Annotated in this window: 15 protein-coding genes; 7 read left to right on the top strand and 8 right to left on the bottom strand. The window is 72.2% G+C overall.

Annotated elements, in window-relative coordinates:
• Window positions 1–25 precede the first annotated feature (25 nt).
• A complete protein-coding gene (locus OG194_RS33320; RefSeq protein WP_442811667.1) occupies window positions 26–697 on the bottom strand; it encodes a TetR/AcrR family transcriptional regulator in 672 nt (223 codons plus the stop codon).
• A 46-nt stretch (window positions 698–743) separates the two neighbouring features.
• Here OG194_RS33320 and OG194_RS33315 point away from each other — a divergent pair, with 46 nt between their 5' ends.
• Together OG194_RS33315 and OG194_RS33310 are read left to right on the top strand one after the other, a co-directional pair.
• A complete protein-coding gene (locus OG194_RS33315) occupies window positions 744–2,336 on the top strand; it encodes an FAD-dependent monooxygenase (RefSeq protein ID WP_327404466.1) in 1,593 nt (530 codons plus the stop codon).
• A 33-nt stretch (window positions 2,337–2,369) separates the two neighbouring features.
• On the top strand, window positions 2,370–2,933 hold the full coding sequence (locus tag OG194_RS33310; RefSeq protein WP_327404465.1) for a hypothetical protein: 564 nt from the start codon (window positions 2,370–2,372) through the stop codon (window positions 2,931–2,933).
• On the opposite strand, the gene OG194_RS33305 is transcribed toward OG194_RS33310, so the two are convergent.
• Window positions 2,884–4,314 (bottom strand): RNB domain-containing ribonuclease, encoded by a 1,431-nt coding sequence (locus tag OG194_RS33305; protein ID WP_327404464.1) that lies wholly within the window; start codon window positions 4,312–4,314, stop codon window positions 2,884–2,886. The genes OG194_RS33310 and OG194_RS33305 overlap by 50 nt on opposite strands.
• A 105-nt stretch (window positions 4,315–4,419) precedes the next feature.
• On the opposite strand from OG194_RS33305, the gene yaaA reads away from it, so the two are divergent.
• The gene (gene yaaA / locus OG194_RS33300; protein ID WP_327404463.1) at window positions 4,420–5,202 is read left to right on the top strand and encodes a peroxide stress protein YaaA; all 783 of its coding nucleotides are present in this window, start codon (window positions 4,420–4,422) and stop codon (window positions 5,200–5,202) included.
• An 87-nt stretch (window positions 5,203–5,289) separates the two neighbouring features.
• A complete protein-coding gene (locus OG194_RS33295; RefSeq protein ID WP_327404462.1) occupies window positions 5,290–5,916 on the top strand; it encodes a bifunctional 4-hydroxy-2-oxoglutarate aldolase/2-dehydro-3-deoxy-phosphogluconate aldolase in 627 nt (208 codons plus the stop codon).
• Here the strand turns inward: OG194_RS33295 and OG194_RS33290 are convergent.
• The 3 genes from OG194_RS33290 to OG194_RS33280 are packed head-to-tail and all read right to left on the bottom strand — an operon-like array spanning window position 5,908 to window position 8,855.
• On the bottom strand, window positions 5,908–7,230 hold the full coding sequence (locus tag OG194_RS33290; RefSeq protein WP_327404461.1) for a bifunctional RNase H/acid phosphatase: 1,323 nt from the start codon (window positions 7,228–7,230) through the stop codon (window positions 5,908–5,910). The genes OG194_RS33295 and OG194_RS33290 overlap by 9 nt on opposite strands.
• 12 nt (window positions 7,231–7,242) lie before the next feature.
• The gene (locus OG194_RS33285) at window positions 7,243–7,986 is read right to left on the bottom strand and encodes a zinc ribbon domain-containing protein (protein ID WP_327407303.1); all 744 of its coding nucleotides are present in this window, start codon (window positions 7,984–7,986) and stop codon (window positions 7,243–7,245) included.
• Window positions 7,983–8,855: a Nif3-like dinuclear metal center hexameric protein gene (locus OG194_RS33280; protein ID WP_327404460.1), complete on the bottom strand. Its 873-nt coding sequence runs from the start codon at window positions 8,853–8,855 to the stop codon at window positions 7,983–7,985. Before OG194_RS33280 ends, OG194_RS33285 begins: the two co-directional genes overlap by 4 nt.
• A 198-nt stretch (window positions 8,856–9,053) precedes the next feature.
• Here OG194_RS33280 and OG194_RS33275 point away from each other — a divergent pair, with 198 nt between their 5' ends.
• Together OG194_RS33275 and OG194_RS33270 are read left to right on the top strand one after the other, a co-directional pair.
• On the top strand, window positions 9,054–10,355 hold the full coding sequence (locus tag OG194_RS33275) for a hypothetical protein (RefSeq protein ID WP_327404459.1): 1,302 nt from the start codon (window positions 9,054–9,056) through the stop codon (window positions 10,353–10,355).
• Window positions 10,356–10,480: 125 nt separating this feature from the next.
• Window positions 10,481–10,648, top strand: coding sequence for a hypothetical protein (locus tag OG194_RS33270; RefSeq protein WP_318016017.1), 168 nt, complete (start codon window positions 10,481–10,483; stop codon window positions 10,646–10,648).
• 77 nt (window positions 10,649–10,725) lie between these two features.
• Here the strand turns inward: OG194_RS33270 and OG194_RS33265 are convergent, their stop codons facing one another.
• The 3 genes from OG194_RS33265 to OG194_RS33255 are packed head-to-tail and all read right to left on the bottom strand — an operon-like array spanning window position 10,726 to window position 13,671.
• Entirely contained in the window at window positions 10,726–11,676 is a 951-nt protein-coding gene (locus OG194_RS33265; protein ID WP_327404458.1) for a 3-oxoacyl-ACP reductase, read from the bottom strand.
• Between the two features lie 9 nt (window positions 11,677–11,685).
• Complete coding sequence (locus OG194_RS33260) at window positions 11,686–12,762, bottom strand: Zn-dependent alcohol dehydrogenase (RefSeq protein ID WP_327404457.1); 1,077 nt, start codon at window positions 12,760–12,762, stop codon at window positions 11,686–11,688.
• 39 nt (window positions 12,763–12,801) lie between these two features.
• Entirely contained in the window at window positions 12,802–13,671 is an 870-nt protein-coding gene (locus OG194_RS33255) for a MaoC/PaaZ C-terminal domain-containing protein (RefSeq protein WP_327404456.1), read from the bottom strand.
• 511 nt (window positions 13,672–14,182) lie between these two features.
• On the opposite strand from OG194_RS33255, the gene OG194_RS33250 reads away from it, so the two are divergent.
• Window positions 14,183–15,145 carry an ABC transporter ATP-binding protein gene (locus OG194_RS33250; RefSeq protein WP_327404455.1) on the top strand — a complete coding sequence of 321 codons (963 nt, stop codon included), beginning with the start codon at window positions 14,183–14,185 and terminating at the stop codon, window positions 15,143–15,145.
• Window positions 15,146–15,225: the final 80 nt, after the last annotated feature.

Here is a 15,225-nt window from a genome sequence, read left to right as displayed (position 1 = left end):
GGGTGCAACGCGCCGGGGCCGTATGTCATGCCGGGGTGAGCGCCCGTTCCAACACGTCGAAGGCCGCGCACACCCGTGCCCGATGGTCCGCTACGAGTCCTTCCGCGCCCTCTCCCGCGAAGACGCGGCGCGCGGTGGTGACGTAGACCGTGCGGTACGCGGCGACGGTCAGGGCCGCGGTCAGGGCGGGGTCGGGGGTGTCCGGGGCGGTCTCGGTGAGGGCGGTGGTCAGGGCGTTCTCTATCTCCTCCAGGGCTTCGCGGCCCCGGGCGCGCAGGGCGGGCGAGTCGGCCACGACCTCCCAGAAGTCCGGGAATCCGCTGTCGGGGCCGGCCAACGGGTGGCGCCGGTCGAGGAGTTCGAGGGCGAGGCGGCGGAGCGCGGCGAGCGGGGTCTCGCCGGGGGCGCGGTCGCGTACGGCCCCGCCGAACATCTCGACCGCCTCGGGGATGCGGTCGAGGAACAGGTCCTCCTTGCGCGGGAAGTAGTTGAAGACGGTCATCGTCGACACCTCGGCGGCGCGCGCGACCTCCGCGACCGACACCTGGTCGAAGCCGCGCTCCCGGAACAGCGCCGAGGCGACGTTCGAGATCCGCTGCCGGGTCGCCCGTTTCTTGCGCTCCCTCAGCGGCAGCTCGGCCGCGCCCTTGGTCTCGTTCCTGCTCTCGTTCACGTTCTCGTACCTGCTCTCACTCACGAGAATAGTGTAGCCAACATAATTTTTTAGTGACTACACTCAAGGCATGAGCACTGACACGAACACGAACACGAACGTCAGCATCGACACGAACTACGACGTCGTCATCGCCGGAGCCGGGCCCATCGGGCTGCTGCTCGCCTGTGAGCTGCGGCTCGGCGGGGCCCGGGTGCTGGTCGCGGAGCGGCTGGCCGGGGTGGACGAGACGATCAAGGCGGGCGGGATCAACACCCTCACCGCCGTTTCCCTCTACCGGCGGGGGCTGCTGCCCGCGTTGACCGAGGTGCAGGTCGAGACCGCGAACGGCATGAAGGAGTTCCTGCGGACGCAGAGCAGTGGAGACGGGGCGGCCCCGCCGCCGAAGTCCGCCGGGCACTTCGCCGGGATCACCCTGCGGGCCGATCTGCTCGACGCGTCGGACCCCGCCTTCGCGGAGGTCGGCCCGCCCGGCGAGGTCGGCCGGTTCGTCCCGCAGGCCCCGCTGGAGCGGCTGCTCGGCCGGCGCGCCGATGAACTCGGCGTCGAGGTGCGCAGGCAGGTCGAGTTGACCGGCTACGACGCGGACGACGAGGGGGTGACCGTCCACCTCGCCGCTACGGACGGATCGGCGCCGCAGTCCGTCCGCACCGGCTGGCTGGTCGGCTGCGACGGCGGCCGCAGCCTCGTGCGCAAGCTCGCCGGGATCCAATTCCCGGGCACCGCACCGGAGATCACCGGCTACCAGGCCATCGCCGACATGACCGGCACCGAGGGTCTGAGCAAGGGCTGGAACGCCACCGGCACCGGGATGTACACCTACGGCCCGATGCCGGGGCGGATGGTCTCCATCGAGTTCGACGGGCCGCCCGCCGACCGCCGATCCCCGGTCACCACCGAGGAGTTGCAGGCCGGCGTGCGCCGCGTGACCGGCGTCGACGTCACCGTGCACGCACTGCACACGGCGACCCGGTTCACCGACAACTGCCGTCAGGCGGACACCTATCGCGCGGGCCGGGTGCTGCTCGCGGGCGACGCGGCGCATGTGCACTCGCCGTTCGGCGGACAGGGACTCAACCTCGGTGTCGGGGACGCGATGAACCTCGGCTGGAAGCTCGCCCTGGTGGTGAGCGGCCGGGCCCCGGCCGACCTGCTGGACACCTACACGGCGGAACGGCATCCGATCGGCGCCTGGGTGCTGGACTGGACGCGCGCCCAGATCGCGATCATGCGCCCCGACGCACACGCCCGTGCCCTGCGCGGGATCGTCGGCGACCTCGCGGGGACGGCCGACGGCACGACGTACTTCGTCAAGCGGATCTCCGGCGCCTGGCAGCGCTACGACCTCCCCGGCGACCACCCGCTGACCGGCCGCAGCGCCCCCGACCTCGAACTCGCCGACGGCACCCGCCTCGGCGACCACCTCCACACCGGCCGCGCCCTCCTCCTCGACCTCGCCGACGACCCCAAACTCCGTGCCCGCGCGGCCGGTTACGAGGGCCTGGTGGACGTCCTCACCACCACCTGCCCCCAACACCCGGAACTGGCCGGGCTGTTGGTCCGCCCGGACGGGATCACGGCATGGGCCGCCGACACGGACAGCACCGAGGACGATCCGACGGAGGCACTGCGACTGTGGTTCGGCGCGCCGCTTGGCGCTTGACACTCACGCGACGTCAGCATCTGCAGTGACCCCATGAGGACCAACTGGGCAGGCGGCGGGCGGGTGTTCGGGTATGCGCGGGCGCGACGGGCCCTGGTGGCCGGGTCGGCGCTCGCGTGCGTCCTGGAGACCCTCACCATGTCGGTGCTGCTGCGGGACTGGCCGCTGCTCCACCAAGTGGTGCCGGTCCTGGGCCTCTTGGCGGTCACGTCCGTCGCCGCCCTGCACGCGGCCTCCGTCACCCGCCCGCACCAGCTGGACACCGACACCCATGCGCTACGGCTCCGGCGGGCCGCCCGCGCCGACGTGATCGTCCCGCTGGGTCATATCGCCTCCGCCGAGGGCGAGTTGCGGGTGGCGGCCCGACGCCGGGCCGACGGCGAACTGGACCTCCCCGTCGCCTTCCGCACCTCCGTCACCCTCCAACTCACCGAGCCCGTCACCCATTTCACCCTCCTCGGCCGACGGCGGGAGGTCGACACCGTCCACTTCCACGCCGACGACGCCGACCGCGTCGTAGCGACCCTTCAGGCTCATCTGCGAGCGGTCAGGCGGGCGCGAACCGTACCTTCGACGTCCCCGGGTCCGCCTGGGTGAGGCGGACGCGCAGGCGCTCCCCCAGCGGCAGCGGAGTCGTGCCGCCTTCGAGGCGGGCGACCACGGCCGGGGTGTCCAACTGCACCTTTCCCACGGTGGGTTGGCGTTCGTCCACGTCCACCACATAGCCGTCGAAGAGGTCGCCGACGCGGTCCTTCAGGAGCGCCGCCTCGACGATGTCGACGCACTCGCGCTCGACGGTGCCGGCGAGGCGGTTGCCGTCGGCCATCTGTTTGGGGAGGGCGTCGAGGCCGGCGAGGACCCAGGCGGGTGGGTTGCCGGGGGCGAGGCAGAGTTCGGAGGCGTAGCGGTCGACCAGGCGTCGTAGGGGTGCCGTGCAGTGGGTGTAGGGGGCGGCGACGGCCGCGTGGGTGGTGACGGGCGGGAGGTTGCCGTCGCGGAAGACCGTGTAGCCCGCGCCGCGCAGCAGGGTCGTGCACTCCTGGAGGAAGGCCGCGTGGTGCGGGAGGTGCGGGTCGAGGGAGCGGATGAGCCGCGCGTACGGCATGTGGTGCGGCCAGTCGATGTGGAGCGCGTGCGCGGTGCGGTGCAGGCGGCCGACCGCACCGTCCGGGGCGATGGGCAGGGTGCGCAGGACGCCGGTGCCGTGCGTGAGCATGAGGTCGGCGGCGGCCATGCCGGTGAGGAGGGAGATCTGGGCGTTCCAGCCGTCGGCGGGGAGCGGGGCGCGGTAGGCGAGTTCGTAGGTGTGGTCGCGCTCGACGATCTCCTGCTCGGGCACGTTGAGGGAGATGCCGCCGCGCTCGACCTCCAGGCGTTCGCGTGCCTCGCCGATGTCCTTGAGCAGCGCGAGCGGCTCCTCGGCGGTGCCCGCGTCGATCTGCCGCTGCGCGGTGGCGTAGTCGAGTTTGGCGCGGCTGCGGACGAGGGCACGGCGGACGTCGACGGCGGACGTACGGCCGTCCGCGTCCAGGTCGATCGTCCACAGCACCGCCGGCCGGGTCACGTCCGGCAGCAGGCTCGCGGCGCCCTCGCTCAGCAGCGGCGGGTGCAGCGGGGTCTTCTCGTCGGGGAAGTACAGGGTGGTGACGCGGTGGTGGGCCTCCGCGTCCAACGCGCCGCCGGGGAGCACGAAGGCGGCGACGTCTGCGATGGCGTACCGGACCCGGAAACCGGTCCCCCTACGGGACAGGTGCATCGCCTGGTCCAGGTCCATGGACGTGGGCGGGTCGATGGTGAAGAAGGGGATGTCGGTCGCGTCCTCGGCGGGCGGTGGCGGGGACTTCGCCGCCCGTTCCGCCTCCGCCAGTACCTCCGGCGGGAAGTTCTCGGGTACGCCGAGTTCGGTGCGCAGGGCGGTGAGGGCGGCGCGGAGCGGGGCTTCGGGGGTGCCGGTCACCCGGATACGGCGGCTGGGCATGTCACGAGCGTAGGCACAATCCGCAGGCCCGCACCCTTTACGCTGGCGCAGGCCCCCCACGTAGGCCAGAAGCTCCCCCGGAAGTCCCCTAAGGAGAAACCCGCCGTGCTCGTCCTGCTGCCTCCTTCCGAAGGCAAGGCCTCCTCCGGCCGCGGTGCCCCCCTCAAGCCGGAGTCGCTGTCGCTGCCGGGACTGACCGACGCCCGCGCCGCCGTACTCGACGAACTCGTCGACCTGTGCGCGGCCGACGAGGACAAGGCACGCGAGGTCCTCGGGCTGAGTGAGGGACTGCGCGGCGAGATCGCGAAGAACGTCGACCTGCGGACGGCGGGTGCGCGGCCCGCCGGGGAGATCTATACGGGGGTTCTCTACGACGCCCTCGACCTGGCCTCGCTCGAACCCGCCGCGAAGAAGCGGGCCGCGCGCTCGCTGCTCGTGTTCTCCGGGTTGTGGGGCGCGGTGCGGGTGACGGACCGGATTCCGTCGTATCGCTGCTCGATGGGGGTACGGCTGCCCGGGCTCGGGGCGCTGGGCGCGCACTGGCGGGGGCCGATGGCGGCGGTGCTGCCGGAGGTCGCCGGGGACGGGCTCGTCCTTGACCTGCGGTCCTCGGCGTATGCGGGGGCGTGGAAGCCGAAGGGGGAGGTCGCGGGGCGGACGGCGACTGTGCGGGTGTTGCATGCGCCGACGCGGAAGGTCGTCAGCCACTTCAACAAGGCTACGAAGGGGCGGATCGTGCGGAGTCTGTTGACCTCGGCGGGGGTGCCGGGGACGCCGGGTGAGTTGGTGGAGGCGTTGCGGGGGTTGGGGTACGTGGTGGAGGCGGAGGTGCCTTCGCAGGCGGGGCGGGCTTGGGCGTTGGATGTGTTGGTGGACGAGATCCACTGAGCGACCCATTGAGCGACCCATCAGGCGTGCGTTGCAGTATGCGCAATGAGCTTTGCGCACACTGCATCCCCTCGGCAGGATGAGGCTATGACTTCCTCCTCCCTGCTCGATCTCGCTCCCGTGCTGCCCGTCGTCGTCATCGAGGACGTCGCCGACGCGGTGCCGCTCGCGCGAGCGCTGGTGGCGGGTGGGTTGCCGGCGATCGAGGTGACCTTGCGGACGCCGGGCGCGCTGGAGGCCTTGCGGGCTATCGCGGGTGAGGTGTCGGGGGCCGTGGTCGGGGCGGGGACGGTGTTGACTCCGGGGCAGGTGAAGGAGTGCGTGGGGGCGGGGGCGCGGTTCCTTGTCAGTCCCGGGTGGACCGAACTTCTGCTGGAGGCCATGCAGGGGTCCGGGGTGCCGTTTCTGCCGGGGGTGTCGACCACGTCCGAGGTGGTCGCGCTGTTGGAGCGCGGGGTGCGGGAGATGAAGTTCTTCCCGGCTCAGGCCTCGGGCGGTACGGCGTATCTCAAGGCGTTGGCGGGGCCGTTGCCGCAGGCGCGGTTCTGTCCTACCGGGGGGATAGGGGTCAACTCCGCGCCGGAATACCTGGCGTTGCCCAACGTCGGGTGTGTGGGCGGGAGTTGGATGATTCCGGCGGATGCGGTGGCCGCGCGTGACTGGGGGCGGGTCGAGTCGCTGGCCCGGGAGGCGGCGGCGCTGCGCTCAGCGTAGGTGGGACGTGTCGTTGAAGAGTCGTACGCTCGCGTTGCCGTCGGCGTAGTAGGCCACGGCGGAGATCGAGGCGGCCGAGAGTTCCATGCGGAACAGGGACTCCGGTGGGGCGCCCAGGGCGAGTTGGACGAACGTCTTGATCGGGGTGACGTGGGTGACGAGGAGGACGGTGCGGCCCGCGTAGGCCGCCGTCAGCTTGTCGCGGGTGGCGGCGATTCGGGTTGCCGTGTCCGCGAAACTCTCGCCGCCGCCGGTGGGTTGGGCCGTGGGGTCGGCCAACCAGGTGGTCAGGTCGTCGGGGTAGCGGTCGCGTACCTCGCCGAAGGTGAGGCCTTCCCAGGCGCCGAAGTCCGTTTCGCGCAGGCCCTCTTCGATCGTCACGTCCAGGCCGAGGCGGTCTGCTACGGCTGCGGCGGTTTCCCTGGTGCGGGTGAGGGGGGAGGCGATGATGTGCTGGATCGTGCCTCGGGCCGCCAACGCCGTTGCTGCTCGGGTGGCTTGGTCCTGGCCTACGGGTGAGAGGGAGGGGTTGGTGCCGCCGCTGCCTGAGAAACGCTTCTGGGGGGTGAGGGGGGTTTCGCCGTGGCGTAGGAGGACGAAGGTTGCGGGGGCGCCCATGTCTGCGGGGGCCCAACCGGCGCTGGGGGTCGCTACGTTGCGGGCTGCGCGGGTGTCTGCGATGGCTTTGGCAGTGGTCACAGTTGCGGCCGGTGGGGGCTGGTCGCGCAGTTCCCCGCGCCCCTTGAGGGCGTCACCTGGGCCTGCACCGGAAAGCTGGGCGCTGCCGCGGCCCTGAAAAGCCTCGGCTGAGCCCTCACTGGAAAGTTGGGCGCGCCCCTGAAAAGCCTCAGCCGAGCCTGTGCTGCGGAGGTCCGCCGTTGACTCTGTCGCCGACCACTGCTCGCCCCGCTTTCCCGCGTCCATCGCCTCGTTGGCCAAGCGGTCCGCGTGTTTGTTCTGGGCCCGGGGGATCCACTCGTACGTCACCTGCGTCGCCGGATACACCCCGCCCGCCTCCGCCGCCAGGGGCTTCATGTCGGGGTGTTTGATCTTCCAGCGGCCCGACATCTGTTCCACGACCAGCTTGGAGTCCATGCGGACGTGGATGTGGGCGGTGGGGTCCAGGGCGTGGGCCGTGCGGAGGCCGGCCAGCAGGCCCCGGTACTCGGCGACGTTGTTCGTGGCGATGCCGATGTACTCGGCCGCCTCCGCCAGGGTCTCCCCCGTCGTCGCGTCGATGACGACGGAACCGTAGCCCGCGGGGCCCGGGTTTCCCCGGGAACCGCCGTCCGCCTCGACGATGAACTCCCGCACGGCGAACGCTCCTTACAGGCCGGACTCGGACGTGCGCACCAGGATGCGGCGGCAGTTCTCGCAGCGGACGACCGTGTCGGGGGCCGCCGCGCGGACCTCGTTGAAGTCGGTGATGGCGAGCTCCTGGCGGCAGCCCTGGCAGGTGCGCTGGTACAGCTTGGCCGCGCCGATGCCGCCCTGCTGCTGGCGGAGCTTGTCGTAGAGCTTGAGGAGGTCCGCGGGGATGGTCGCCGAGACGACCTCGCGCTCCTTCTCGGCCGTGGCCTCGTCGGCGTCGAGGGTCTCGTAGGCGGCCTCGCGGCGGGCGGTCGCGTCGTCGATCCGGCCCTGCACGGAACCGACCCGCTCGGTCAGTTCGGCGGTGCGCTCCTGCGCGGACTCACGGCGCTCCATGACTTCGAGGACGATGTCCTCCAGGTCGCCCTGGCGCTTGGCGAGGGAGACGATCTCGCGCTGGAGGTTCTCCAGGTCCTTGGGCGAGGTGACGGCACCCGAGTCGAGGCGCTGCTGGTCGCGGGTGGCGCGCTGGCGCACCTGGTCCACGTCCTGCTCGGCCTTGGTCTGCTCGCGGGCGCAGTCGCTCTCCTCGGTCTGCACGGCCACGAGCAGGTCGCGCAGCTGGGTGAGGTCCTTGGTCAGCGAGTCGATCTCGGCGTGCTCGGGCAGGGAGTTGCGCTTGTGCGCGAGCTGCGACAGGCGTACGTCGAGGGCCTGGACGTCGAGAAGTCGGATCTGGTCGGCGGGCGCGGCGTTCAGTTGGGGGCTCCCATTGGGTCAGGTGTGGTGGCGGACGCCGCGTGGGCGGTCCAGGGGTCGGTGACCGTCTTGGAGACGTGGACCCTGAGGTCCCATCCCTCGCGGTCGGAGATCTCGTCGAGCTGGGCGGCGGCCAGCTCGCACCAGGGCCACTCGGTGGCCCAGTGCGCCGCGTCGAGCAGCGCGAGAGGACTGTGTGCGCGGGCCTCGGACACCGGGTGGTGGCGGAGGTCCGCTGTCAGGAAGGCGTCCACGCCTGCCGCTCGTACGTCGTCGAAGAGGCTGTCGCCGGAGCCGCCGCTCACCGCGACCCGGTGGACCAGGGCGTCGGGGTCGCCGGCGACGCGGATGCCCTGCGCCGTGGCGGGCAGGCGCTCGGCGGCTCGGGCCGCGAGCTCGCGGACGGTCAGGGGGTGGTCCAGCTCGCAGATCCGGCCCAGGCCCCTGCGGCCCTCCGGATCGGTCGGGTCCGGTACGAGCGGTCCTACGACCCTGAGGTCCAGCGCGCCCGCGAGGGCGTCGGAGACTCCCGGGTCGGCGCGGTCGGCGTTGGTGTGGGCGACGTGCAGCGCGATGTCGTGCTTGATCAGGGTGTGCACCACGCGGCCCTTGAACGTGGAGGCCGCGACCGTGGTCGTACCGCGCAGGTAGAGGGGGTGGTGGGTGACCAGCAGGTCGGCGCCCAGCTTCACGGCCTCGTCGACGATCTCCTGGACCGGGTCGACGGCGAACAGCACGCGGGTGACGTCCTGGTCCGGGTCGCCCACAACGGTGCCGACCGCGTCCCAGGACTCGGCCCGCTCGGCGGGCCACAGGTTCTCCAGCGCGGCGATGACTTCGGACAGGCGGGGTACGGACTGACGGGGCACGGGGAAAGGCTACCTGGCTGGACCGATCGGCTGAACCGCTGAACCGGCCGCACGGAGGTGCGTGGCCCCGTTCAGCACACCCGCCCCCGTTTCCTCAGGCGAATCGTTACTTGGCCACCCTTATTGGTGAAGCGGCTGCTCATCGGTCCCACGTCCGTACGTGCGAAAACTAGTTTCGTGGCCGGAGGTGACCGAACCATGACGGCCTGTGCGATCGAGCCCACGGCGGCGGACGAAGACGGGGACGAGTGCGGCGACGAGTGCGGGGTCCCGCGGAACGGTGGCACCACGTGTGCGATCACCGCGGACGGGGCGTACGCCGCCCGCCTCGCGCCGGCCGGCGACTGTCTGTTCCCGGAGCGGTGGACGCTGGACGGCCCCGAGCCGTACGCCGTGCCGCTGCCCGGCAACCAGCCGGAGGAGCCCGGCACCGAGGTCCAGCCGATGAGCGACGGGCGGGTGCTCATCCGGCGACTGGTCGACGGGCGGCACGCGTTCTCGCTGCTCTACCCGACCGGCCCGGGCACCGGTGAGCTGCCGCTCGGCGCGGTCGAGTGCCCGGACCCGGACACCCGGCTACGGCTGCTGCCGCCCGCGCCGGGGGGCGAGAAGGCGTACGCCCTCGCCGTGGGCCGGCGCTCGACCGCCGTGTGGCTGGTGGCGGGCGGGGCGTTCGGGCCTGAGCATCTCGCGATGGTCCCGGGGCGGTGTTCGGGCGGGGTCTGGCTGGACCGGGCGGGGCGGATGCTGGCCCTGGACCGGGAGGTCGGCGGGCGGACCAAGGCGATCGTGGTCGACCTGGAGCGGGACGGGGAGGTGTCGCCGCTGCTGCAGATCGCCGCGGACAGCGACGACCGGCTGCTCGCGGCCGACCCCGACAGCGGGCTGCTGCTGATCCGCTCGGACGCGCCGTCGCCGGGCCGGGGGGACCGGCTGGGCTGGGGGGTCGTCGGCTCCACGCTGCCGGTGCGGTTCCCGGAGTGCCTGCGGCTGCCGGACTGCACGGTGACGCCGTTCGCGATCCAGCCGGGGCAGGTGCTGATGCCGGAGAACTGCGGGGTCGCGCTGCGCGTCGACGGGCCGGCCGGCACCTGGTTCGCCGTATGGCGGCCCGCCGAGCGGCAGTTGCTCCAACTCCCGGCGCCCGAGGGGTGGTTGACGGGTGCCGGGCTGTGGACCGAGAGCGGGGTGCTGCAACTGCCGTACGCCACACGGGAAGTGCCGTGCGGTGTGGCGCGGTTCGCGGTGCCTCGGGGGGCGGGGGGAACGGGGGGCCCGGGGGAAGCAGGGGACGCGGGGTCCCCTGGGGTAACGGGGGGCGTGGGGGGTACGGGGGAAACACGCCCGGAGGATCCGGTTCGGGACGGGACGGGGGGCGCGCCTGGGGAGGCCGCGCCGTCGCCGTCGGCACCGTCACGACCGGATCCTCCGGTGCCGGTCGCGCCGCGTCCGGTGCCCTTGCGGGAAGCGCCGCTCAACGGCCGGGTGGCCGTCGGGTAACAAAGTGGTGCGGCTCGGTAACGAACTCGTCCCGGACGGCGGTCCGCCTCGCTTCACCCCGTGCACGGCTGGATAAGATCGCCGGGCTGTAAGAAGGATCATGTTGCTACGGGGTGAACTTTCCGATGAACGACTCGAACACCGCGCAGACCATGTCTGCCGACACACACGACGCCTCCGGTCACGGCAAGCACCGGGGTCCGGTCTCGGCGCAGGACGGCGATGCGGCCGCCCACGGCCGGCACCGCAAGCCGTCCGAGCAGTCCACGCAGTCGAAGTACGCGGCTGTCTGACGACACGTCAGGCGCCTTGCACCATCTCGCACGACACGGCCCCGCTCGTCTCCGGACGGGCGGGGCCGCCGCGTTCCCTATGCCGTGCCCGGCTCCCGCTTGAGTCCCAGTACCTCGGCCGCCGCGAACGTCTCCCCCGGCGGTCGCTCCGCGTAGTGCGGAGTGAGTACGGCGTCCAGCTCGTCGTAGCTGAAGACGTCCTGCTTGCTGTCGAACTTGGCCTGGACGTGCGGGCGTTCGACGATCGCGACCATGCCGCCGTGGACGACGAGGAGCTGGCCGTTGATCCGTTCGGCGGCGGGTGAGGCCAAGTAGCCGACGAGCGGGGCGACATGCTCGGGGGCGAGCGGGTCGAGGCCGTCGTCGCTCTCCCCGAACCCGGCGAAGACGTCCTCGGTCATCCGGGTGCGGGCGCGGGGGCAGATGGCGTTCGCGGTGACGCCGTACTTGGCGAGGGCGAGGGCGGTGGAGGTGGTCAGGCCGACGATTCCGCCTTTGGCGGCAGCGTAGTTGGGCTGTCCGGCCGAGCCGGCGAGGTATGCCTCGGACGAGGTGTTCACGATCCGGCCGTACACCGGTGCGCCGGTCGCCTTGGAGCGCTCGCGCCAGTGCCGGGCCGCGAAGTGGGTCGTGTTGAAGTGGCCCTTGAGGTGGACCCGGATCACCGCGTCCCACTCGCCCTCCGTCATGGAGAAGACCATGCGGTCGCGCAGGATGCCCGCGTTGTTGACGAGGATGTCGAGCCTGCCGAACTCGGCGATCGCCAACTCGACGAGTTCGGCGGCCTGTTGGAAGTCGGCCACGTCCCCGGTGTGGGCGGTGGCGCGGCCGCCCGCCGCGCGGATCTCGGCGGCGACCTCTTCGGCGGGACCGGCGGACGCCTCCCCCGAACCGTCCCGACCCGGCTGCCCGTAGTCGTTGACGACGACGGCCGCGCCGAGCCGGCCGAGCTCCAGCGCCTCGGCCCGGCCGAGGCCGCGTCCGGCGCCGGTGACGATCGCCGCGAGTCCCTCAAGTGGCAACGACATACCCGGCCCTCAGATCTCGATGCACGTGCGCAGGGCCGTCCCCTGGCGCATCTGGTCGAGGGCCTCGTTGATGTCGGCCAGCGGCACCCGGTGGGTGATCAGGCTCTCCAGATCGACGCGGCCCGCCCGCCACAGGGCGATCGTGCGCTCGTAGGAACGCAGCACGTCTCCCCCGCCGTACATCGAGGGCAGGATGCGCTTCTCGTCGAAGAACAGCTCGAACATGCTGAGTTGGAGATAGTCGTCCAGGGCGCCCGCGCCGACGACGACGAGGGTGCCGCCGCGCCGGGTGTTCTCGTAGGCGGTGCGGGCGGTGGCGGAGCGGCCGACGACCTCGAAGACGTAGTCGAACCCCTCGCCGCCGGTGACCTGTTGCTTGGCGTCGGGCAGCTCGTCAGGTGAAATCGCCCTGGTGGCACCGAACTTGAGGGCGGCCTCGCGGCGGGAGGCGACCGGGTCGACGGCGATGATCTCGGCGGCGCCCTTGAGCCGGGCACCCTGGATCGCGGAGATCCCGACGCCCCCGCAGCCGATCACGGCGACCGACGAACCGGCTTCCACGTCAGCGGTGTTGAGGGCGGCGCCGAGCCCGGTGGTGACCCCGCAGCCGATGAGGGCGGCGATGTCGAAGGGCACGTCGTCGGGGATCGGTACGGCGCAGCCCGCGTCGACGACGACCTCCTCGGCGAAGGTGCCGGTGCCCGCGAAGCCGAACACATCGCCGCTGGGGCGCTTGAAGTTGGGGGTGCCCGCGTTCATGAACCCGGCCAGGCAGAGCTGGGTCTGGCCGCGCTTGCAGGCGGGACACACGCCGCAGGCCGGCAGCCAGCAGACGACGACCCGGTCACCGGGCTTCAAGTGGCTTACACCCTCGCCGACTTCGAGGATCTCGCCCGCACCCTCGTGTCCGGGTACGAAGGGGGCCGGCTGTGGCAGTACGCCGGCCATCGCGGACAGGTCCGAGTGGCACAGCCCCGTGGCGCGCACCCGGATCCTGACCCGGCCGGGCCCGAAGCCCGTCGCCTCGACGTCGTCGAGGACCTCCAGTTTGTCCTGGCCTATCTCGTGCAGTACGGCTGCGAGCATGATGCGGCTCCCCTCAACTCGGGTCAACTCTGGCCTGGCTCAGGCGTGTTCGACGATCGTGTCGGCGAGGACGGGTGCGTCGTCCCGTTCCACGGCGCTCACCGCGACCCGCACCACGCCGGCTCCGGCGTCGCCCTGCCGCCACATGCGGATGCGCAGCGTCTCGCCGGGGAACACCACTCCGGCGAACCGTGTGTCGTAGGCGCGCACCCGGCTCACATCGCCGTCGAGCAGCGTGTCGACGACCGCCTTCAGCGTCATGCCGTAGGTGCACAGGCCGTGCAGGATGGGCCGGTCGAACCCGGCGAGCTTGGCGAACTCGGGGTCGGCGTGCAGCGGGTTCCAGTCGCCGGAGAGGCGGTAGAGGAGGGCCTGGTCCTCGCGGATGTGCCGCTCAACCACCTTGTAGGGCTCGCCCGTTGGGGCCTCCAGGCGGGTGGAGGGGCCGCGGTCGCCGCCCCAGCCACCCTCTCCCCGTACGAAGATCTGCGCGTCGTTGGTCCACAACGGGCCGTCGGCGTCGGCGACTTCGGCGCGCATGACGAGGACGGCCGCCTTGCCCTTGTCGTACACGGCGGCGATATGGCTGGTGCCGGTCGCGGTGCCCTGGGCCGGGATCGGGCGGTGCAGGCGCAGGGACTGGCCGCCGTGCAGGACGCGGGCGAGGTCGACCTCGACGCCGGGCATGGACAGGCCGCTGATCACGCCGGGCGAGCCGTTGCCCGCGACGGTGGCGAAACTCGGCAGGACGTGCAGCCGGGACTCCAGGGTGTAGCGCAGCTCGTCGGGGTCGGTCGCGGGGGTGCCAGCGCCGAGGCCGAGGTGGTAGAGCTGGACGTCCTTGGTGTTCCAGGAGATCTCTCCCGAGCGGGGTTCGGCGGCGAGTGCCCTGGCGGCGTCGATCGGCATGGGGCTCCTGTTCGGTGGCGGCGAACGTCGGTGGCGGCGGCGTGCGTCGTGGTGGCGAGAGACCCCGGTGCGGCCGTCCGCACCGTCGGCCGCACCGAGGTCGTCACGGGCCGACCTAGAACGCGTTCCAGTCCGGCGCCCTTCTGTATAGCCGAGCGCCCCGCACTTGTGAAGGCTCCTGACGGTGCGTCAGGTCGGTGTCGGTACCGGCGACCGTACCGGCACCGGCACCGGCACCCGTGACATTTGTCCCGCCCGAGTCCGTACATGCGCATCTGCCGGGCGAGGGGCCCGAATCCGTAGCGTCGTAGCCATGACACAGACAGGTGGGGCGGCGGGCCGGACGGCGGGTTGGGTGCCGGGTAGGACGGCGGGGCGGTCGGCAAGCGGTTCGGCGGGACGAGCGGCAGACGGGACTGCGGGACGAGCGGCAAACGGGGCTGCGGGCCCGGTGGCCGGCGGTTCGGCGGGCCGGGCGGCGAGTGGAACCGCGGACCGGACAGAGCGTGCCGTGTCCTTCGCCGGGGCGGTCAAGACCTTCGGCGCGGTGCGTGCCGTGGACGGTGTGGACCTGGAGATCGGGCGCGGCGAGACGGTCGCGCTGCTCGGCCGCAACGGCGCGGGCAAGTCGACGACGATCTCGCTGCTGCTCGGACTGAACACGCCCGACGCCGGCACGGTCGAACTCTTCGGCGCCGCACCCGAGTTGGCCGTACGGAACGGCCTGGTCGGGGCCATGCTCCAGGAGTCGCGGGCGGTGCCCCGGGTCACCGTCGGCGAGCTGGTCTCTTTCGTCGCCCGGCGCTATCCGGCGCCGATGCCCGTCGCGCAGGCCCTGGAACTGGCCGGGATCGGCGACCTGGCCGGGCGGCGGGTGGACCGGCTGTCGGGCGGGCAGACACAGCGCGTGCGGTTCGCCGTGGCGCTGGCGGGGAACCCGTCGCTGATCGTGCTGGACGAGCCGACCGCGGCGCTGGACGTGGAGGCGCGGCACGCGTTCTGGCAGTCGATGCGGGCCTTCGCCCGGCGCGGGCACACCGTCCTGTTCTCCACGCACTACCTGGAGGAGGCGGACGCGCACGCCGACCGGATCGTCGTCATCGACCGCGGCCGGATCGTCGCGGACGGCACCGGCGAGCAGCTCAAGCGGGCGGCCGGCGGCAGCCTCGTCGCCTTCGACCTGGCGGGCCGCGCCACCGAGGGACTGTGCCTGCTGCCCGGCGTACGGACCGTCGAAGTACGCGGCGACCGCGCCCTGCTCCGCACCGACGACTCGGACGCGACCGTGCGCGCGCTGGCGGACCTGGACGCGATCCGCGGCCTGGAGGTCACGCCGGCGTCCCTGGACGACGCGTTCCTGGCGCTGACGTCCCCCGAGACCGACGTCCCGCGCACCGGAGCCGGTGCCATGAACCCGGTGGCCCTGAACGACACGTTCCTCGCCGGCACCGGCGCCGGGACGGAGACCCGCTGATGCTCGACCGTCCACGGCTCGAAGACCTCCGCCCCCTGCGCCACGCGGACCTCGCAGCCGACCGCGTCGCCGCGTCCGGC

The organism is Streptomyces sp. NBC_01288 (assembly GCF_035982055.1).
Classification (GTDB): Bacteria; Actinomycetota; Actinomycetes; order Streptomycetales; family Streptomycetaceae; genus Streptomyces.
The sequence above is the reverse complement of the archived record's forward strand: the minus strand, read 5'-3'. Positions and strand labels throughout refer to the sequence as shown.

What these genes read in the sequence shown, in the direction of transcription:
- OG194_RS33315 (WP_327404466.1), top strand. Translation starts at nt 744, where the DNA reads ATGAGCACTGACACGAACACGAACACGAACGTCAGCATCGACACGAAC.
- OG194_RS33310 (WP_327404465.1), top strand. Translation starts at nt 2,370, where the DNA reads ATGAGGACCAACTGGGCAGGCGGCGGGCGGGTGTTCGGGTATGCGCGG.
- OG194_RS33305 (WP_327404464.1), bottom strand. Translation starts at nt 4,314, where the DNA reads ATGCCCAGCCGCCGTATCCGGGTGACCGGCACCCCCGAAGCCCCGCTC.
- OG194_RS33295 (WP_327404462.1), top strand. Translation starts at nt 5,290, where the DNA reads ATGACTTCCTCCTCCCTGCTCGATCTCGCTCCCGTGCTGCCCGTCGTC.
- OG194_RS33275 (WP_327404459.1), top strand. Translation starts at nt 9,054, where the DNA reads ATGACGGCCTGTGCGATCGAGCCCACGGCGGCGGACGAAGACGGGGAC.
- OG194_RS33270 (WP_318016017.1), top strand. Translation starts at nt 10,481, where the DNA reads ATGAACGACTCGAACACCGCGCAGACCATGTCTGCCGACACACACGAC.
- OG194_RS33265 (WP_327404458.1), bottom strand. Translation starts at nt 11,676, where the DNA reads ATGTCGTTGCCACTTGAGGGACTCGCGGCGATCGTCACCGGCGCCGGA.
- OG194_RS33260 (WP_327404457.1), bottom strand. Translation starts at nt 12,762, where the DNA reads ATGCTCGCAGCCGTACTGCACGAGATAGGCCAGGACAAACTGGAGGTC.
- OG194_RS33255 (WP_327404456.1), bottom strand. Translation starts at nt 13,671, where the DNA reads ATGCCGATCGACGCCGCCAGGGCACTCGCCGCCGAACCCCGCTCGGGA.